Source organism: Bradyrhizobium sp. CCBAU 45389 (assembly GCF_028128625.1).
Taxonomy (GTDB): Bacteria; Pseudomonadota; Alphaproteobacteria; order Rhizobiales; family Xanthobacteraceae; genus Bradyrhizobium; species Bradyrhizobium liaoningense_B.
The window spans coordinates 561,103-581,439 of record NZ_LBIY01000098.1; the positions used below are offsets into that span (position 1 = coordinate 561,103).

15 protein-coding genes are annotated in these 20,337 nt (G+C 63.2%); 5 read left to right on the forward strand and 10 right to left on the reverse strand.

All coding sequences use genetic code 11. The features are described 5' to 3' along the window. Positions 1 to 10: 10 nt before the first annotated feature. Positions 11 to 745, reverse strand: coding sequence for an IclR family transcriptional regulator (locus XH79_RS38660; protein ID WP_212337864.1), 735 nt, complete (start codon positions 743 to 745; stop codon positions 11 to 13). A 326-nt stretch (positions 746 to 1,071) separates the two neighbouring features. Here XH79_RS38660 and XH79_RS38665 point away from each other — a divergent pair, with 326 nt between their 5' ends. From XH79_RS38665 to XH79_RS38685, 5 genes are all read left to right on the forward strand, one after another. Further along, positions 1,072 to 2,346, forward strand: coding sequence for an MFS transporter (locus XH79_RS38665; RefSeq protein WP_271585099.1), 1,275 nt, complete (start codon positions 1,072 to 1,074; stop codon positions 2,344 to 2,346). A 19-nt stretch (positions 2,347 to 2,365) separates the two neighbouring features. Further along, a complete protein-coding gene (locus XH79_RS38670; RefSeq protein ID WP_245003411.1) occupies positions 2,366 to 3,697 on the forward strand; it encodes an NAD(P)/FAD-dependent oxidoreductase in 1,332 nt (443 codons plus the stop codon). 56 nt (positions 3,698 to 3,753) lie between these two features. Continuing rightward, positions 3,754 to 5,805 carry a hydantoinase/oxoprolinase family protein gene (locus XH79_RS38675; RefSeq protein WP_212337858.1) on the forward strand — a complete coding sequence of 684 codons (2,052 nt, stop codon included), beginning with the start codon at positions 3,754 to 3,756 and terminating at the stop codon, positions 5,803 to 5,805. A gap of 13 nt (positions 5,806 to 5,818) precedes the next feature. Further along, positions 5,819 to 7,828, forward strand: a complete 2,010-nt coding sequence (locus tag XH79_RS38680; RefSeq protein ID WP_271585100.1) for a hydantoinase B/oxoprolinase family protein — start codon at positions 5,819 to 5,821, stop codon at positions 7,826 to 7,828. A 61-nt stretch (positions 7,829 to 7,889) separates the two neighbouring features. Next, positions 7,890 to 8,633, forward strand: coding sequence for an ABC transporter substrate-binding protein (locus XH79_RS38685; RefSeq protein WP_271585101.1), 744 nt, complete (start codon positions 7,890 to 7,892; stop codon positions 8,631 to 8,633). A gap of 110 nt (positions 8,634 to 8,743) precedes the next feature. Here the strand turns inward: XH79_RS38685 and XH79_RS38690 are convergent, their stop codons facing one another. From XH79_RS38690 to XH79_RS38730, 9 genes are all read right to left on the reverse strand, one after another. Beyond that, entirely contained in the window at positions 8,744 to 9,379 is a 636-nt protein-coding gene (locus tag XH79_RS38690; RefSeq protein WP_212338259.1) for a response regulator, read from the reverse strand. A 167-nt stretch (positions 9,380 to 9,546) separates the two neighbouring features. Further along, positions 9,547 to 10,176, reverse strand: coding sequence for a response regulator transcription factor (locus tag XH79_RS38695; RefSeq protein WP_271585102.1), 630 nt, complete (start codon positions 10,174 to 10,176; stop codon positions 9,547 to 9,549). Positions 10,177 to 10,236: 60 nt separating this feature from the next. Beyond that, positions 10,237 to 11,442 carry a sensor histidine kinase gene (locus XH79_RS38700; protein WP_271585103.1) on the reverse strand — a complete coding sequence of 402 codons (1,206 nt, stop codon included), beginning with the start codon at positions 11,440 to 11,442 and terminating at the stop codon, positions 10,237 to 10,239. A gap of 392 nt (positions 11,443 to 11,834) precedes the next feature. Beyond that, positions 11,835 to 12,062, reverse strand: a complete 228-nt coding sequence (locus tag XH79_RS38705) for a hypothetical protein (protein WP_271585104.1) — start codon at positions 12,060 to 12,062, stop codon at positions 11,835 to 11,837. 32 nt (positions 12,063 to 12,094) lie between these two features. Continuing rightward, positions 12,095 to 12,934 (reverse strand): outer membrane beta-barrel protein, encoded by an 840-nt coding sequence (locus tag XH79_RS38710; RefSeq protein ID WP_271585189.1) that lies wholly within the window; start codon positions 12,932 to 12,934, stop codon positions 12,095 to 12,097. Between the two features lie 137 nt (positions 12,935 to 13,071). Then, a complete protein-coding gene (arcA, locus tag XH79_RS38715; protein WP_271585105.1) occupies positions 13,072 to 14,337 on the reverse strand; it encodes an arginine deiminase in 1,266 nt (421 codons plus the stop codon). A 14-nt stretch (positions 14,338 to 14,351) separates the two neighbouring features. Next, entirely contained in the window at positions 14,352 to 15,785 is a 1,434-nt protein-coding gene (locus XH79_RS38720) for a basic amino acid/polyamine antiporter (RefSeq protein ID WP_271585106.1), read from the reverse strand. A gap of 145 nt (positions 15,786 to 15,930) precedes the next feature. Next, the gene (locus tag XH79_RS38725) at positions 15,931 to 18,996 is read right to left on the reverse strand and encodes an efflux RND transporter permease subunit (protein WP_271585107.1); all 3,066 of its coding nucleotides are present in this window, start codon (positions 18,994 to 18,996) and stop codon (positions 15,931 to 15,933) included. Then, entirely contained in the window at positions 18,993 to 20,099 is a 1,107-nt protein-coding gene (locus tag XH79_RS38730; protein WP_212338255.1) for an efflux RND transporter periplasmic adaptor subunit, read from the reverse strand. Before XH79_RS38730 ends, XH79_RS38725 begins: the two co-directional genes overlap by 4 nt. Between the last annotated feature and the right edge of the window lie 238 nt (positions 20,100 to 20,337).

Below are 20,337 nucleotides of genomic sequence, written 5' to 3' on the forward strand. Positions count from 1 at the left end.
CAACGCAGGCTCAGCCGATACTGATCTTGCGCGCCGTCGCATTGACCATGTCGCCCCAGACCTTCTCGTTCTGCTCGACGTAGCGGGAAGCCGGCATGGAGATGCAGAGGCCGCCGACCGGCCGGCCCTGCGAATCGAGAATGGCGGCGCCGATGGCGCAGACGGCCGGACGATAGCAGCGAAGATTCAGCGAATAGCCGCGCTTGCGCACACGTTCGAGCTCCGCGTGCAATGCCTCGGGGTCCGTGATCGTGTTCTCGGTATAGCGCTTCAGACCGCGCTGGATGATGGCTTCGATTTCCTCCGGCAAGAGGTGCGCCATCACAGCCGTGCCGATGGCGGTCGCATGAATGGGCGATCGATCGCCAATCGGACTGAAGGTCCTCACACTCTGGGTACAATCCGCGCGATCGATCAGAAGCATCACATCGAGCCCATCCAGGATCGACAGATGCACGGTCTCGTTCACCTGGTCGCGCAATTCCTGCATCGGCTTGCGGGCCACGGCGTACAGCTGTCCCGCCTGGAGCTCGGGCACCTGAAGGTGGAGCACGCGATGGCCGATCTGCCAGCGGGTCGCCTCCCCTCCGACCGGGCGCAGCCAGCCGGTCGTCGCGAATGTCTGCAAGATGCGCTGCGTGGTCGACTTGGGCAGGTCGAGGCGGCGCGCAAGTTCGCTCACGCCGACCGGCTGCATCTCCGCAACGGCTTCCAGAACTTCCAGGCTCTTCAACAGACTCTTCATCACCCTGACCGCGATTTCTGCGGAGCAGTCCGGCCCCGTTCGGCATCCCGCAGGAATGGCCCCGAGCGCGGCCCATAGCACAGAGCCGGCTTTTCTCCACAGCGCTTGCCATCCCTCCAGGTCCTTGCTAGCTTCGTAAATGGAACGACGTTCCACATTGTGGGACACTTGCTTGGCCGGGGCAAGACATGCGTGCGGGGCTCGTCCTCGACGGTCCGCGCAAGCGGACGGGTCCAACAACAGGAGTACTGGCCTTGCCCCGAGATGGAGCGACTGCACCCGGCCCAATCACTCGCCGCCTTCAACTGAAGGCGATCTCCGGCGCCGTGGCCGGAAATCTCATCGACTTCCTGGATTTCGCGATTTTCGGCCTGCTGGCGAAGGTGATCTCCACGACATTCTTCCCGCCCGGCGATCCGACCGTGGCCTTGCTGCAGACAATGATGATCTACGCGTCGAGCTTCCTGATCCGGCCGCTCGGCGGGATCGTCATGGGACGTGTTGGTGATCGGTTCGGGCGCCGTTCGGCCCTCTTCATCTCGGTAAGCGGCATGTGCGTCGTGACCGCTCTCACGGCATTCTTGCCGAGCTACGCCGTGGCGGGCAGCTTTGCGACCGCGGGTCTCGTGTTCTGCCGTTTAGCGCAGGGCTTCTTCGCCGGCGGCGAGTACACGGCGGCGACCGCCTATATCGTCGAACAGGGAAGCAGCCAGCACCGGGCGCTGCGCGCCTCTTTCTCTCCCGCGGCCGCCTATTCCGGCACCGCAATCGCGGTCGGCATCTTCACACTCGTCTCGGCCGTCATCGGCGCAGAGAGCATGGCCAGTTGGGGTTGGCGCCTGATGTTCGGGCTCGGCGTCCCGCTTGGGCTGCTGGGTCTCTGGATTCGCTACCACATCGATGAATCGCCGGAATTTCTAGCGATCGAGGAAGAACGCCGTCGCCTCCGGAGAGAAGCGCCACCGCTTTCGGCCGTGGTCCGCAGCCAGTGGCGGCGCATGCTGTTCTTCATCAGCATCCTCATGAGCCACACACTGTCGAACTATCTCGTGCTCGGCTTCCTTGCGACCTATCTCACCAATTTCGTGAAGATCGGCGAGACGCACGCATCCCTGGCGATCTTCATTGCGCAGCTGGTGCTGATGGCGAGCACCATCTTCTATGGCTGGGTCAACGACACCGTAGGACGGCGGCCAACCCTGCTGGCCGGCTGCGTGCTCGTGATCCCCGCGATGTTCCTCTCCTTCTATGTCGCAGGCTTCGCTACGCCGGCGAGCGCGATTGCCGCCGCCGTTATTCCGGTGCTGGTCTATCCGCTGATCACCAGCGGTATGACGATCGGGCTCGTCGACATGTTCCCGCGCGAGATGCGCGTGACCGCGAGCGGCATCGCCTACAACACCGGCACGGCACTGTTCGGCGGGACTGCGCCTCTGGTCGCATCATTTCTCATCGAGCGGACCGGAACGCCCTACGCCGTTCCCTGCTATGTCGCCGTGATCGCGACCGCCTCCTTCATCAGCGTCTTCCTCTACTACGACCAGAGACGTTCCGCGCCCTATGCCGTCCCGGTGGCGGCCGTTGCAGAGCCCGTGTCTTAGGCTGCGGAAAGATGCAACGATGACAGCTCGGTCCTCCATCTTCGCTTCGGACTTTTCCGAGACTCCCTATTGGTGGGACGACTGGCGTCCGAACGACGCCGGCGACGGCGGCGTGCCGCGCGAGGCCGATGTCGCAATCATCGGTGCCGGCTATGCAGGCATCTCCTGCGCCCTCGAACTCGCCGCTCACGGCACCGAGGTCGTCGTGCTCGAGGCCGAGCTACCCGGCATCGGCGCCAGCACGCTGAGCGGCGGCCAGGTCACCGGCGGCGTGAATGTCGGCAAGAGCATGTCCAAACGCGTCAGTGCGGCGGCCGCGGCCGCCGGCAAGGCCACCGTGGAGGACAGGCTACGCGAGGCCGCAGCCGGCTATCGCTTCCTCGAGACATTGATCGCACGACACGGCATCGACTGCGACTACCGCCGTGCGGGCCGCATCGCCGCCGCATGGACGGCCGCGCAGGTCCGCACCTGGGAAGGACGGATCGCCAGGCTCAACGCGCATACCGACAGCGACGTGCGAATGCTGGAGCGCAGTGAACTGCGCAGCGAGCTCGCGAGCGACGTCTATGTCGGCGGCGCATTGATCAACGGCGCGGGACATCTGCATCCCGCAAAGTTCTTTGGCGGGCTGCTCGCAGCCTCCCTCGCTGCCGGCGCGAAGCTAGCCTGCCATGCGCCCGTCACGTCGATCGAGCGCGCCGGCGCCGGCTACCGGATCGTGACCGGCCGCGGCGAGATTCGCGCAAGACGCGTCGTCATCGCGACCAACGGGTACACGGGCGCGGCCACGCCCTGGCTCAAGCGGCGTCTCGTCCCGGTCACCTCGCATCAGATCGCGACCGAGATCCTGCCCGCAGAGCTGCACACGTCGCTCATCCCCAGGGATCGCGGCGTGGCCGAAGCGAACCGGGTGACGGCCTACTACCGCTATTCGCCCGACGGACAGCGCTTCCTGTTCGGCGGTCGCGCGCGCTTCTATCCGCTCGACCGCAAGGCGAGCGCAAGGATCCTGTTCGCACAGATGACGGAACGCTTCCCGCAACTGCGCGATGTGAAGGTGAGCCATAGCTGGGGCGGCAAGGTCGCGGTGACGCTGGATGCCCTGCCTCATCTCGGGCGCGATCCGCAAGGCTGCTACTACGCCGCCGGCTGCAACGGCAGCGGCGTCACCACGATGACCTGGCTCGGCCATCGGCTCGCGCGCCATCTGCTGGGCGAACACGACCTGGCGCTCGACGCCTTCGGCACGCCGCTGCCATCCCATCCGCTCTACCACGGCCAGACGTGGTTCATGCCGATTCTCGGCAGTTATTTCCAGCTGCGCGATCACATGGAGAAGCGCCGCTGAAGCCTTGCCCGACCGCGGGCATGGTTCGACACGACTTTAAAGGAGAGACCTGAACTATGGGTTTGAGAATAGGCGTCGATATCGGCGGCTCTTTCACCGATTTCGCGGTGCTCGATGAGCGCAATGGCACCGTACGCAGCCTCAAGGTGTTCTCGCGCCCGGACGCGCCGGGCCGCGAGGTCGCCGACGGCATGCGCATGCTCGGCGAGCGCTACGGGATTGATCCCGCCGAGGTCGTGCATTTCACTCATGGCACCACGGTCGGCGTCAACGCGGTCGTGCAGCGCAAGGGCATCCGCCTCGGGCTGATCACCAACCGCTACTTTGAGGACGTCCTGGTGCTGGCGCGTCTCAAGACGCCCGATATGTACCATCTGATGTCGGCGCGGCCGGAGCCGCTCGTGCCGCGCTATCGCACCTTCGGCATCGACGGACGGCTGGACGCCGAGGGCAAGGAGCTCGAGCCCATCGATGCGGCAAGCGTGCGCGAAGCGGTGGCCGGGCTGAAGCGGACCGGCTGCGAGGGCGTGGTGATCTCACTGCTGCACGCCTACCGCAATCCCGAGCACGAACGACAGGTGCGCGCGATCATCGCCGAGACAGCGCCGGAGCTCTTCGTCTCCTGTGCGAGCGAAGTGTGGCCGATCATCCGCGAATACGAGCGGACCAACACGGCAGTGATCGGCGGCTATGTGCAGCCAGTGGTCTCGAACTACCTGACGTCCTTGCAGGCAGCATTGCGCAGCTCCGGCGTGACCGCGGATCTCAAGGTCACCAAATCGAATGGCGGCGTGATGAGCGCCGAGCGCGGCAAGACGGACTGCGTCCAGATCGTGCTTTCAGGCACGGCATCCGGCGTGATCGGCGCCGCCTGGGTCGCGCAGCTTTGCGAGTTGAAGAACGTCATGAGCCTCGATATCGGCGGAACCACCGCAGACGTCGCGCTGATCGTCGGAGGCGAGCCGCAATACGCGACCGGCGAATATATCGGCGACCATCAGATCCACATCCCGTCCGTCTCCGTGACCTCGATCGGCGACGGCGGCGGTTCGATCGCGCGCGTGGATCCGTTCGGCGTGCTCAAGGTGGGACCGGAGAGCGCAGGCTCGACCCCGGGCCCAGTCTGCTACGGGCGCGGCGGACGCGAGCCAACCATCACCGATGCCTTCGCCGCGATCGGCGTGCTCGGCCAGACGGCGCTCGGCTACGATTCGGTCAGGCTCGACGTCGCCTCCGCGCGCGAAGCGATCGCTCCACTCGCGGCACGGCTCGGCGAATCGATGGAAGCCGTCGCCGAGGCGATCATCAATGTGTCAATCTCGGGTATGTATTCGGGGATCAGCCGGCTGATCTCGCGTTTCGGGATCGATCCCAGGGAGTTCGCGCTGATGGCCTTCGGCGGCGCGGGTCCGATGCTCGCCTGTCATCTCGCCCGTGCGCTCAATATGGAACGGATCACCGTGCCCCTGACGCCTGGTGTGCTGAGCGCGCTCGGCGGCCTGATCGCCGACACGCGCAACGATTTCGTCGCGGTCGCTTGGTGCACACTCGGAGACGACGATTGGGAATCGCTCGAGCGCACGCGGCTGACACTCGAGCAGGAAGCGCTCGATTGGGTGCACGCCGAGGTCGGCGCCGGACCGGTACCGGAACTGACTTACACCGCCGAGATGCGCTACCAGGGCCAGTCCTTCGAGATCGAAACCGCATTCGATGCGGAGGCCATGCGCACGAAGGATATCGCCGCCCTTCGCGAGGCCTTCCATCAGGCCCACGAGCGTCTCTATCGCTACCGCGACGAGAAAGCCGTCATCCAGGTGGTGGCGTTGCGCGTCGTGGCCAAGGTCCGCACGCCGCGTCCTGCGATCACCGCCATTCCGGACTCGACTGGGCCAGCGAAGCCCGCCGCGACCGTACCTTGCTGGATGGACGGCGCCATGCAGCGGATGCCGCTCTATCGGCGCGAGACGCTGCGCGCCGGCGACCGCTTCGCGGGTCCCGCGATCATCGCGCAGGACGACACCACCACCTGCGTGCTCCCCGACTTCGAGGTGAACGTCGACCGCTGGGGCAATCTTCACATCATCAATCTCGCCGCGAAGGCCTAAAGGATTTTGAATCATGCCACTCAGTGGTTCCGCTCTTCAGATCTTCGCCAATTACTGTGTGGCCGCCGCGGAGAGCATGGCCTACACGCTAATCCGCACGGCGCATTCGACCTTCGTGAAGGAGACCGAGGATTTCTCCTGCGCGCTGATCACGCCGGAAGGACTGGCCTTCGCGTCCCCGAAGACGCTGGGGGCGACGTGGTACATCGGCCTCGACTACGGTCCAGTGCTGGGGTTGATCAAGGAGTATCGCCCCGGCGACATCTGCATGACCAACGACGCCTATAGCGGCAGCGTGGCGACGCATACGCCCGATATCCTGATGTGGAAGCCGGTGTTCTACCGCGACGAGATCGTCTGCTATGTCGGCGGCCACATCCACAACACCGACATGGGCGGCGCGGTCCCCGCATCGCTATCGCGCAGGCTGACCGAGATCCAGCAGGAAGGCATCCGCTTTCCGCCATGCAGGATCGTCGACCAGGGCGAGCTCGATGAAGGCCTGCTCGACATCATGACCATGAACGTGCGCGCGCCGTCGCAAAATCGCGGCGACCTGCAGGCGCAGATTGCCATGCTGGTGAACGGCGAGAAGCGCGTGCTGGAGATCATCGAACGCTTCGGCATCGACGACTTCAAGGCCGGCATGTACCAGGTGATGGATTACGCCGAGAAGCAGGCCGAGGCCGTCCTGAAGACGATCCCCGACGGCGAGTACTTCTTCGCCGAATATGCCGACGAGGACAGCGAGGGCGGCAAGCCGATGCGCGTGGCGCTGACGCTGACGATCGACAACGGCCGGGCCGTCATGGACTATACCGGCAGCGATCCGCAGCTCGCCTCTTCGCTGAACATGCCGACCGGCGGCATGCCGCGCCACGCGCTTGCGCTGGTCGGATTCCACTACGTTCTCTACACGCTGAACAGCGATATCTTGCTCAATTCCGGGCTCGACCGCGTGGTTCGCTGCATCCTGCCGGAAGGCACCGTCGTCAATGCGACGGCGCCGGCCGCCGTCGGCATGCGCAGCCTGACCTGCAAGATCACGCACATGCTGACCTTCGGCGTGTTCTCACGCGCGATACCCGAGCGCCTGCCCGCCTGCTCGGCCGGCGGCATGGCGATCGTCACGGTGAAGACGATGGACCAGGCCGGGCGCGGCGTCATGGCTTCGCTCGGGCCGGTCGGCGGCGGAGCGGGCGGCATGGCGAATGGTGACGGCAGCGACGGCTCGGGCGCCAACAACGCCTTCCTGCGCAACACGCCGGTCGAGATCAACGAGCTGGAAGTGCCGATCCGTATGCGGCGCTATTGCCTTGCACCGGACTCCGGTGGCGCCGGAGCCTATCGCGGCGGCCTCGGCCTCACCATGGAGTTCGAGGTATTCACGCCGGGCACCACCGTCACCGCACGCAATCGCGACCGCACCTATTTCGCCTCCTGGGGCGTGCTGGGTGGCGGCGCCGGCGCCAACGCGATCTTCACCAGGAATCCCGACGGGCCGGATACCGAAGCGCTCGGCAATACCGACGTGGTGCCCTGCAAGCCCGGCGACCGGATCCGCCTCGTGGGTGCCGGTGCCGGAGGATTTGGCGATCCGCTCCTGCGTGAGCCACGCCGTGTGCTGGTCGACGTTCTGTCGGGCTACGTCTCGGTCGAAGCCGCGCGCCGGCAATACGGCGTCGTCATCGAGGGCAACCGCGTCGATGAGGACGCAACGCGTAGGCTACGCGAGGAGATGCAGAAGGCGCGGCCGGAGCAAAAGGACGTGTTCGATTTCGGAATCTATCGCACCGCCTTCGAGGCCCACTGGACCGAGGCCCGCTATCGCGAGCTCACCGACATCCTGGCGCGGCTGCCGGTGGCATGGCGGTTCTTCGTCAAACATCAGCTGTTCGAGGCACTCGACGCGCGGCTCAAAGCCGGCAGACACGAAGAGGATGCCGGGCTGGTGCGAGAGCTCTTCGAACAATTGGCGGCGCGCTATCCCACGCTTCGCACGGAGCGCCAGGCGGCCGGCTAGCTGGAAACACACCCCACCGACCGAAGGAACCCCAATGATTTCTCGCCGACTTCTTCTTTCAATGATGGCAGCTGCACCCGCAGCATCGCTGAACGGCATCGGCAAGGCCGAAACCTTGATGCAAGTCGGTTCGACGCCCACCGGCGTGCCTTTCACGTTCCTGGACACCGCATCGGGGACCATCCAGGGCATGATGGTCGACCTCATTCATGCCGTCGGCGACGATCTGAATTTCAAGGTCCAGATCCAGCCGATGGGATTCTCGTCGCTCATCCCGGCATTGACCTCGGGCAAGATCGAGATCATTTCGGCGGCGATGTCGGCTTCTCCGGAGCGAGCCAAGGTCGTGGACTTCACCGACCAGGTCTACGCCTACGGCGAGGGCGCGATCGTTCCGAGCGAGGACAAGGCCGCGTATCCCTCCATTCAAGCGATGCAGGGCTATCGCGTCGGGGCGCAGGTCGGCACCCGCTATCTCGACCTCCTGCAAAAGAGTGGCGTCTTTTCCGAGGTGCGCTCCTACGAGACGATCGCCGACATCATCACCGATGTTGCGGCGGGCCGCCTGCAAGCGGGCTTTGGCGACGGACCGATCCTGGGTTACCAGTTCAGCCATGCCAGCTATCCCAAGGTGCGGCTCGTTGGCGAGTACAAGCCCTTCGTCGTCGGTCCGGTCAATATCGGTGTTCGCAAGGGACAGGAAGCGCTGGTGACCCGGATGAACGCCACCATAGCCAAATTCAAATCGGATGGAACGCTCGCCAAGATCCTGGCGAAGTGGAATCTCCCGGCATCAGCGAGTTAGACACCGGACGAGGCATCTTCGCCATTGCGCCGAACGTGGCATGAGCAAGTTCGGGGATGAGATCATCATCCGCACCGAAGCAGCATCTGGCGCGGCGCATCAGCATCCGTTCAGGGCGAGACCAGCTTCTTGCGGACGGCATAGCGCACCAGCTCGGCGGTGGACGACATTCTGAGCTTGCGCATGGCCGAGGCGCGATGGGTCTCGACGGTCTTCACGCTCAGATTTAGGATCGCGCTGATCGACCTGTTGGTATTCCCTTCCGCGATCAGCTGGACCACGCTCTGCTCGCGAGATGTCAGCAGCATGTCGGCGCGGTGCTGCTTGTTCGCCTGGTAATCATGAAGCAGCTTTTCCAGGAGGACGCTGGTGAAGTAGGGCCTGCCGTCGAGCAAGGCTTCGATAGCGGAAATCAGGTGCTTGCGGGCATCGGACTTGAAGAGGAAGCCGCGGATGCCGGCCAGGATGGCCTCCGTCAGGAGTTCCTCGCTTTCGTGCATGGTCAGGATCAGCACCTCGGTTCGCACGTGCAGTGTCCTGAGGCGACGGCTGACCTCCAGGCCGTTCATGATCGGCATGGAGTAATCGACAATCACGACGTCCGGTCGGGTTTCGAGCGCCAGCGCGACGGCCTGCTCGCCATTGGTGGCCTCCCCGCTCACGATCCAGTCGGAACGCGTTCCAACGATCGCGCGAAGGCCGGAACGTACGATTTCATGATCATCCGCAATCAAGATGCGTTTCACGACATCGTTCCCGTTTGCCGGCTCCTGTCCGACCGGGCGGACAACGGCAGTGACCGGCCGCAAGGTCAAACGATCATACGGCGCCCCGCGGCAATCGTTATCCAACAAAACCCTGAGATGTCCCGGCGAAGGTACTGACGCCAGGGTCGGCTCGCGGACGTCACCGTTCAGGCCTCGACCAGCCCGGTCCGGACCGCGTATCGGACGAGGCCCGCCGTCGAATTCACCTCAAGCTTGCGCATCGCGGCGGCCCGATGCGCCTCGGTTGTCTTGACGCTGAGATTGAGGATCGCGCTGATCCCCTTGTTGCTGTAGCCTTCCGCGACAAGCTTGACCACGAGCTGCTCGCGCGCCGTCAGCTCGTGATGCCGCTCGCCGTTGCCGCCCGCCCCGCGGTCGAATTCCGTCACGCAGCTCGTGGTGCAGAACGTCCGGTGCAACAGCAACGCCTCGACCGCCGCAAGCAGCAGCTTGTTGGCGTCCGACTTCACCAGGAATGCACGCGCGCCGGCCTCGAATGCCTGCTGCGCGATCAGGCCAGAATTGTGCACGGTGAAGATCAGGACCTCGGTCTGCAGCGGATAGTCCTTGATCCGCCGCGCCGCCTCCACGCCGGTCATCCGGGGCATCGAGAAATCGAGGATGGCGACGTGGGGCTGGCTCTCGATCGCCGCAGCGACCGCCTTGCCGCCATCAGTAACCTCTGCCACCACTTCCCAATCCGCTCGCTGTTCGAGCACCGCTCGCAAGCCGGACCGCACCGCTTCGTGATCGTCGGCTATCAGAATTCGTTTCATGGCAGCACGCTCCAAATCCTTCACGGCGGTCCGGCCGCCCTTCCGGCCTGCCGCCGCGGGCTAGTGTTCTTTCGCTGATCGTGTGCCTGCGTGGGCCCTCATGATGGTCGAGGCTCTTCGCCTGTTCCGCCTGTTCGCCGCGAAACGGCGCGGAAACATCGCGCACAGGACGGTTCCGGAAAGTGGTGGGGTCCGGCTGGAGCGGATGTCGAGCGTGCCTCCGATCTCATGCAGCCTTACCCGCATCGCCGGAATGCCGACTCCGATCGATGCCGCCTTGTGGCCGCGCCCGACGGCATCGGGAAGACCACGTCCATTGTCGCTGATCGTCAGCGCGAAACGGCTGTCGACAAGGTCGATGGAGATGGCCACCTCCGTCGCCTTCGCATGACGGAAGACGTTCGTGAGGCCTTCCTGAACAACGCGCAGCAGCGAGCGCTTCGTTTCATACGGCAGCCGATCGATATCCGGCACGATGTTCACGGTCACACGCAACGACGTGCGCGCCGCGAATCCTTCCGCGTATCGCTCGATCGTGGCCTTCAATCCCTCGCCCGCCAGATTCCGCGGATGCAGGAGATAGGCAAAGGCGCGGAGCTCCCGGAGGGCTTCATCGACCGACGCGTCAATGTCGTCGCAGAGCCGCTCCGCCAGGGCCGCATCGCCCAGATTGTTCCGCATCCGCATCACGCCGAGGCTGGCGGCGATCAGATGCTGACAGGTCGAATCGTGCAGATCGGAGGCGATCCGCTGCTGGATGCCTTCCTGAATGGCAAGCAGGCCGACGTCGATATCGAGCCCGTCGTCGCATGCCGCGGCGCGCTCGAAAGCACCGTTGCGCAGCTCGCGGTGGCTGCCGATCAACCGGACCACACTGCCATCCACGATCGGCGTGACCGTCGTTTCCATCGCCCGCGGCGACCCGCCGAGCGCGAGTCGCTGGCGGATCCTGACCTCCGTTCCCTCCGCGAGGCCCGCCCGAAGCGCCTCGCAGACGGACCTTGCGTCGTCCGCACTCACGCAATCGAAAACGTCCATGTCGCTGACGTCTTCCGATGATACGCCAAGCCGAGACTCGAATGCCGGATTGATTCCTTCATAGGCGAAGTGTCCGCGGAAGGACGGACGCGCGGCGAAGAGAAGATCGGCCGAAGACGTCCAATAGAGCTCGTCGATCGGTTCCTGCGAACCTATGCGCAGCCAGTTCTTCAGACCGGTTCGATCCGACTCGCTGTCGGGGGAGCCATGTGGCTTCACGGTACGCACTCACTATATTCCGGCGACGCCCGATATTGGCGACGATATCGCAGGTCCCCTCCCCACCCCACCAGCGAGACGTCCGCCACCGGATCCGGAAGACGCACGCCATTGGGGCTGACCAATCATACACCCTGCGGCGCGGCCACACCATCAGGTAGTATTATTTCCGGATTGAAATCTCGGATTCGTGAGGCATGCTTTCGACAGCGAGCAATATGCAGTTTGTGCCACGCTCGCGACGTCAAATCCGATGCAACAGAGATTCAAAATCAGGATGTGGGTGGCCGCGAGGTCATTGCGGCAACGTGGTTGCACCGATACGCGGCAGCACACCTTCCGCAATTTGCCAGCACCATTTCCGGCGCGCGGCGGCCCGCCGGGCACGATGCGCGACCAGCCTAGCGGCTGCTGCTGGTGCCTGACTTCTTCTTCGTCGCCTTCGCCGCTGGTGCGGGGCGGGGCGGCGCAATATCGAGGGGATGCGACGGCTGTTGCAGACGGTGTATCGCCGCATCATCCCGAAGCGCATCGGTATCGAGACGCTGGCCTCGATCCACCGCATCGCGCGGATCGGCGAGCACCACCGATGCCGCAAGGCTTCCGGCGACGATGCAGGTCAGCGTCAACAGGCGTCTTGCGGGCATCTTTCAGGTCTCACTCAAAATGCGAAATCCAGGCGAGGGCCGATGCGAACGTCTCTGTATCGCCGCAGCGGAACATTCGACGTTCGCGCCTCGTATAGCACAGTGGTCGTGAGCGACACATTGCTGGCGAAATTATACTTCAGGCCCACATCAACCGAATAAAGCTGATCCTGACGGCCGCTATTGAGCCCATCGGTGAACCAATAAGCCTCGAACAGCGGCGTGCTCACGATCGACCATCTGGGATCGAGCTTGACCTCGATACCGAGCACGGCGTCAAAGCGCCAGCGGCGCGCTTCCGCGAGATCTGAGAACCGATAGGTCAGCAGCAGCAGCGGCGAGAACGTCGCGTTGTCGATGCGGAAGTCGCGTGCCACCGAGCCCATCACATCATGGGACGCGAATGCGAGGTCGCGGTAGACCCCGTCGAAATCATACCGGTTTTCATAGATGGCAGAGAAGCGCCAGCCGTTCCAATTCTCGGTCAGACGCGCGCCCATGCGCGCGACGGCGAAGTTCCCGTCCTTCTCCCGCGAAAAGGCTTCGTACTGGGCCCGCGCGTAGAGCCGGTAGGACAGATCATTGCTGAGATTTCCGTCGAGCCTGACACTGACGTCCGGCTCGTAGTAGATGTCCGACTTGCGGTTGTCGCGGGTGAAGAGCGCGTTGTCGGTGAAGGTCGGCGAGACGGAACCGACGACGCTCCAGGACGGTGCGGAATAGTAGGGCACAGCGGCAATCGGGCTCGTCTTGAACTCGTTGAGATCAAGGTCCGCCGCCCCGGCCGTGCCCGCACTCAATAAGCCGAGGACGGGCAGGCCGACGATCGGCAGAAGAAATCCAGAGCTTCGCATGGCGCCCACCTCCGATGCTGCTCAGACTGGGTTTCGCGCCACGCTGCGCAATGATTGTGGCGTGTTAATGTCTTGATTTTAAATCACTGGTTGATCGGATCGACCAACGTTGGTCAGGGCCGCCAGACCGCGCACGGCTAGTAGTCAATTGCATCCCTGATGATCGGACACGTCATGCAATGACCGCCGCCGCGCCCCCGTCCGAGCTCGGCGCCGACGATGGTGATCACCTCGATCCCCTCCTTGCGCAGCAGCGTGTTGGTGTAGGTGTTGCGGTCATAGGCGAACACGACGCCGGGGGACGCGCAGACGAGATTGGCGCCGCTGTCCCACTGGGTCCGCTCACGCAGATAGGCGTTCCCGCCGGTCTCCACGACACGCAGCTTCTTCAAACCGAGCGCTTCTGCGACGACGTCGACGAAGGGCTTCTCGTCCTTGCGCAACTCGAGGCCAGCCGGATTGTCGGCCGGCCGATAGGAGAATGCGGTAATGTTGTTGACGATATCGGGATAGAGCAGCACGCAATCGCGGTCGGCGAAGGTGAAGACGGTATCGAGATGCATCGCCGCGCGGAGCTTGGGCATCGCAGCCACGATCACCCGCTCGGCCGCCTTCTTCCTGAACAGCGCCGCAGCAAGCTGGCTGATCGCCTGCCGCGACGTCCGCTCGCTGAGCCCGATCAGAACGTTGCCTTTGCCGATCGGCATCACGTCGCCGCCTTCCAGCGTGGCGAGGCCGTGATCCTGCGTCGGATCTCCCCACCAGACATTGACCCTGCCGGCGAAATCCGGATGGAACTTATAGATGGCGGTGGCGAGGATCGGCTCTTCATGACGCGCCGGCCAGAACAGCGAATTCAGCGTCACGCCGCCATAGATCCAGCAGGTGGTATCGCGCGTGTACAGCGTGTTCGGAAGCGGCGGCAGCAGATATTCGGTCATGCCCGCCGCTTCCCGGATCAGCCTGAGCATCTCGCCACCATGGGCCTCGGGAAAATCGTGGGTCGACAGTCCGCCGATCAGGGTCTCCGCCAGCTCGCGAGGCTTGAGGCTTTCCAGATAGCCGCGCAGCTCGTCGATCAGCCCGAGCCCGACCTGATTGGGAACCACCTGGTTGTCGAGAATCCACTTCCTGGCTTCAGGGATGGCCACGGTGTCGGTGAGCAGGTTGTGCATCTCGACGACATCGATGCCGCGGTCGCGCATCTTCTGCACGAAGTCGAAATGATCGCGCTTGGCATTGTCGACCCACAGCACATCGTCGAACAGCAGAGTATCGCAGTTCGTGGGCGTGAGGCGCTGGTGCGCGCGGCCCGGTGAGCAGACCATCACCTTGCGCAGCTGACCGACTTCCGAATGAACACCGAACGGGATCTTTGAATCCGACGTCTGTGCTGTCGCCATGGCAGATGCCTCGCCTAGATGGTGATGTAGCCGGTAGCCAGGCCATGAATCCCGACCACGGCGCCAATCACGGCCGCGATGAAGATGACCCAATCGATCGAAGTGAAGATCTTCGCCTTCTGCTGGAGGCGCGCCCAGAAATACAGCACCGTGCCGGGGGCGTAGAGGATCGCCGACAGGAGAAGATATTTCATTCCGGCGGCATAGATCAGGAATAGCGTGTAGACGACGGCGATACCGGCGAAGATCAGGTCGCGCCTGCGTTCGCCCGGGCTCTTTTCGTATGTCTCGCCCCGCTTGACCAGCAGGAGCCCGTAGGCGGCGACCAGGAAAAACGGAATGAGGTTCATGACGCTCGTCAAATTGAGCATCAACGCAAAGGCATCCCGCGACCAATAGGTGCTGATGACGAACAGCTGCACGACAATATTGGTGAGCCAGAGCGCGGCAGCCGGCACCTTGTTGGCGTTTTCGGTGCCGAACACGCGCGGCATGTCCCTGGTCCGGCCGGCGGCGGAGAGCACCTCGGCGCAGATCAGCGACCAGGCGAGATAGGCTCCGAGCACCGAGACCAGAAGTCCGATGCTGACGAAGACGGCGCCCCAATGCCCTACCACCGCCTCCAGCACCGTCGCCATCGACGGCTGCCGCGCGTCCGCGATCTCGGCGCGCGGCAGCACGGCATAGGGCAGCATCGTCACGAGCACCATGAGGCTCGTGACGACCGCGAAGCCAATGATCGTCGCGGCACCGACATGGGACCGCTCCTTGGCGTAGCGGGAATAGACGCTGGCGCCCTCGATCCCGAGAAAGACGAACACCGTGACCAGCATGGTCGCGCGGATCTGATCGAACAGACCCTTGTCCGGCATCCCCTCGCCTCCCCAGAAATTTGCGCGGAACAGGTCGGCCTTGAAGGCGAACGCCAGGATGACGATGAAGATCAGGATCGGCACGATCTTGGCGATGGTGACGATGGTGTTGATCGCGGCGGCCTGTTGCACGCCACGCAGGATCATGAAGTGGAACAGCCAGATTCCGATCGAGGCGACGATGATCGCGGTGACCGTATTGCCGTCACCAAACACGGGAAAGAACGCGCCAAGCGTCGACTTGATCAGCACCCAGTAGGACACGTTGCCGATGCAACTGCCGATCCAGTAGCCGAGCGCCGACAGAAAGCCGGGATAGTCGCCGAAACCCGCCTTCGCATAGGCGTAGACGCCGGCATCGAGATCCGGCTTTCGCTCGGCCAGCGTCTGAAACACGCGCGCCATCGTGTACATGCCGCCGCCAGCGATGCACCAGGCGAAGATGGCGCCAAACGGACCGGTGGCGATGCCGAACGTTCGCGGCAGCGAGAAGATGCCTGAGCCGACCATGGAGCCGACGACCATTGCCGTCAGTGCGAACAACGAAAGCTTTTGGACCGTTGGCGTCGCAGTCATGGAGGGACCTCGAACCGCGAACGAAGACCGATGCCGTGACCGATCGGCCTGCTCATTCCGAGGCCGAACCATGCGCCGACGCATGAAGGCGGCCTATCGGGTGATTACCTAGTCGGAGTCCGGGATTACCCTCGCGGCACGACGCTCAGGCCGGGCTGGATGCATCGGAAGCGCCGGCCGACTCCTTCGCGCCAAACCAGGCCACATACAAGGTCGGAAGGAACACCAGTGTCAGAACGGTCGCGACGAGCAGTCCGCCCATGATCGCAAAGGCCATCGGCCCCCAGAAGACAGTCGGAGCAATCGGAATCATGCCGAGGACGGTGGAGACAGCCGTCAGCATGATCGGACGAAAGCGGGAGCTGCTGGCATCGACCGCGGCCTCCCAGGGTCCCTTCCCTTGCGCGCGCTCCGCCTCGATCTGACCGATCAGGATCACCGCGTTCTTGCAGATCATGCCGAGCAGCGCGAGGATGCCGAGAATGGCGACGAAACCCAGCGGTCTGCCGGAAAGCATCAGCGCCGCAATCACACCGATCAGACCGAGCGGCGCCACGCTCACGACCATGAACAATCGCGGGAAGCTCTGCAGCTGAATCATGAGAACCGTGAACATGACGAATAGCATCATGGGCACCACAGCCAGAACGGACGCCTGCGACTTCCTGCTCTCTTCCACCGTGCCGCCGACAACCACATTGTACGATGTTGGCAGGGTCTTTTTCAGATTCTCGATGGCAGGCGAGAGCGCGCCTACTACAGCTTCCGGAAGAGTGTCGCCGGCGATGGCCGCCTGGACCGTCAGAGTTGGAACGCGGTCACGCCGCCAGATCAGCGGAAACTCCTGCGTATACTCGAAGGATGCAAACTGGTTGAGCGGGACCGTCTGTCCGCTCGGCAGCGGTACCTGCAAGGTACGGAGGGTGGCTAGCGAGACACGCTGTTCGTCGGTTGCGCGCGCCACCACGTTGACCAGATAGATATCGTCGCGAAGCTGGGTGACGGGGGTGCCTGATATGACCGTATTCAGGACGGAGGCTATCGCCTGCGAACTGAGTCCGAGAAGGCGCGCTTCATCCTGATCGACACGAATGCGCACTTGGCGGTCAGGCTCCATCCAGTCGAAATTGACCTGCTTGGCCCCGGGGTAGCGGGAAACGATCTGCGCGACCTTGAGTGCGATTTCACGCACCTGCCCTACGTCGGGACCGCCGACCCGATACTGCACCGGCCAGCCAACCGGCGGCCCGAGTTCAAGCGGAGATACGGACGAAATGGCATTAGGAAATTCCTCTGCCAGGAATTTGTCCAGTTTCGCGTGCAACCGCTCGCGTGCTGCAACGTCCTTCGCAACGACAACCGCCTGCATGAAGAAATCGTTGGGCAGCTGGACATTGAGCGGCAGATAGAAGCGAATTGCGCCGCGACCCACATAGCTGCTCCAGTGCGCGACATCCGGATCGCCGGTCAACTTCGCGTCCAGGCGCTTGGCGGCCGCTTCGCTTGCGTAGATAGATGCGTTCTGCGGCAGACTAAGATCAACCAGCAGTTCCGGTCGATCAGACGACGGAAAGAACTGGCGCGGGATGAGAGGCAGTGCGAGAAGAGACGCAATAAAGAGAGCCAATGAAACAAGTATCGTCAGCCATTTTGCGCGCATCGCGAATGTGAGGAAACTCCGATAAAGGCGGTAGATCCTGCCGGGAGCATCGTCGCTCTTCTGCCTTGGCGGAACCAGAATGACGGCTCCGAGCAACGGCGTGAAGATGACCGCGACGAACCAGGACACGAGCAGCGCGATGGTGACCACGGCAAACAGCGAGAACGTGTATTCGCCCGCCGAGCTGGCCGCAAAGCCGACCGGAATGAACCCGGCGATCGTCACCAGCGTCCCCGCGAGCATGGCGAAGGCGTGAGTCCGGAAAGCGTAGGTCGCGGCCTCGACCTTGCTGGCTCCCTGCGCCAGCCGGGTGAGTGTCGCGTCCGTGGTTGTCATCGCGTCGTCGACGAGCAATGCAAGGGCGATGATCAAGGCACCCAGAGATATTCGCTGCATATCGATGCGGACGATCTCCATGATCGGAAACACGATCGCGAGGGTCAATGGTATGGCGAGCGCGATAATGAGGCCGGGACGAACGCCGAGACTGATGAAACTCACGGCGAGTATGATCGCGATCGCCTGCAGCAGCGACGTCATGAATTCGCCGATCGCCTGGCGCACGACGACGGGTTGATCTGCGACGAGGCTCGGCTCGATGCCGATCGGCAGGTCCGCGGTGATCTGCGCCATCACTTTCTTTATGTTTGCGCCGAGCGCGAGAATGTCGCCGCCTTCCCGCATTGCAATCGCAAGCCCGATTGCCGGCTGGCCGTTGACACGGAACATCGGCTGGGGTGGGTCGACATAACCGCGCCGCACCTGGGCGATATCGCTCAGCCGCAGCATTTTCCCGCCGGCTGCAAAGTTGATGTTGGCAATATCTTGCTCGGACGAAAAACCTCCCGACACCCGAAGCGAAATGCTTTCGGAACCAGTCTCAATCGTTCCGGCCGGGCGCACGATATTTTGCGCCTGCAGTGCACCGAGCAGAGCCGACCGATCGATCCCGAGAGTCGCAAGCTGCTGCTTGGAGAATTCGACGAAGATCACCTCGTCTTGCGCTCCCAGCAGCTCGATTTTCGACACGTCGGGCACAAGGAGCAACCTGGAGCGGATAGCCTCGACGCGGTCACGCAGTTCGCGCTGAGTAAAGCCGTCGCTGGTAAAGCCGTAGATGATGCCGAACGTATCGCCGAAGTCATCGTTGAAGCCGGGCCCGATAACCCCAGCTGGCAGCGTGTGCCTCATGTCGCCGACTGTCTTTCGAACCTCATACCAGGTGTCGGAGACCTCTTTGGCGCTGGCACTCCCCTTCAAATTGACAAAGATGGTCGTAACGCCTGCCCGGGTGAAGCTGCGCAGAAAGTCCAGATGAGGCGTTTCCTGAAGCTGGCGTTCGAGCCGCTCCGTTACCTGCTTCATCGTCTCGTCGACGGATGCGCCCGGCCAGGCTGCCTGGACGACCATGGTCTTGATGATGAACGCAGGATCCTCGTTCCGGCCGAGCCGGAAATAGGACAGCGCTCCGGCGACCACCGCAACGATCATCATGTAGACGACAAGCGAGCGGTGCTTGAGGGCCCAATCGGAAAGGTTCAGTCCGATCATGGCGTCGACCCGAGCACGCGGACTTTCTGACCCGGATGAAGTGCCTGGACTCCGGCCGTAACGATGACTTCGCCGCTATCGAGTCCCTGCAAGATGATCGCTTGCGCCTCATCGAACCGCAACACGTCAACGTTGCGGATGGAGACCGTGCTGGTGGACGGATCGACAATCCAAACGGCCGGCCGTTGATTCATCTTGGTTAGGGCCGTTGACGGAATGTCGATCATCGGCCCGGCGTTCGTTTCGACCCGCCCCACGACGGTCGCGCCAAGTCGCATCGCCGCAGGAGGGTTCGTCAACCCCACCCTCACCTCGAAGGTCCGGGTGACGGGACTGGCTTGTGCAGCGACCTCCCGGATGCGGCCCTGAGCTGTTATTTTCAAGTCATCCACCAGATTGACCGTGACCTTCGGATCAACCGACCCGGATCGGATCAGTTGAGCGGGGACATCAAAGACGGCATCGCGACCGTCCTGCCGTGCGATCTTGGCGATCATCTGCCCAGCCTGGACGACCTCGCCGGCGCCTGGCCCCGTCGCAGTGATTACACCCGGCGCGTCGGCCATAAGCTCGGTGAAACTAACGAGATCATGCGCCGAGTTGAGTTGCGCCTCGGCGGCATCCACCTGCGACTGCGCGGTCTGTCGCGCCTGGGTTGCGGCATCGTAGTTGGCGCGCGTGGTCCATCCCTGTGCAAGCAATGTCTCCTGGCGATCGAAATGATTGCGAGCCTGCGTCAACTGGCCCTGAGCAGCGGCAAGCGCCGCCTGTGCCTGTCGCAGCGTGTTGAGTTCGTTCTGAGATTCCAGTCGTGCCAGCACCTGCCCGGCCTTCACCTGGTCTCCGATCTTGCAGGCGTTGTCCAGGAGGCGTCCGGAAATCCGGAACGCGATATTCACTTCATCCTCGGCTTCGATCCGGCCGGTAAACGTCAACGGAGTTGACGTCTCGCGTTTCTCGATAGTTGCGGTCCGAACCGGGCGTGGCGAGGGTGCGGCGTTCGTTTCCGCTTCCCTTTCACAGGCCGCCAGCAGCAGCGAGGAAGCGGCCGCAGCAAGGGCCAAGGTGAAGAGCTGTCGAGACGGCCTTCGCCTGCTGCGCATAATCATCTTCAGCCCCTCCGCGTTCCCGGACACATTGCCGGGCAGGCGAGCCTTTCCGGAGATTGCGATTTCCCGGTATCGTCCTCGGTATTTTTACCGAAGGGAGCTGGCGCAGACATCGGTAAATCTACCCAGTGCGGCCGGATGCAATCGTGGTCAACCCTGGAGCATGCTCAGGGGATTCCTGATGCTTGATCAGGCAAACACCCGATATCCCCGGTCACATCGATAGCGCAGG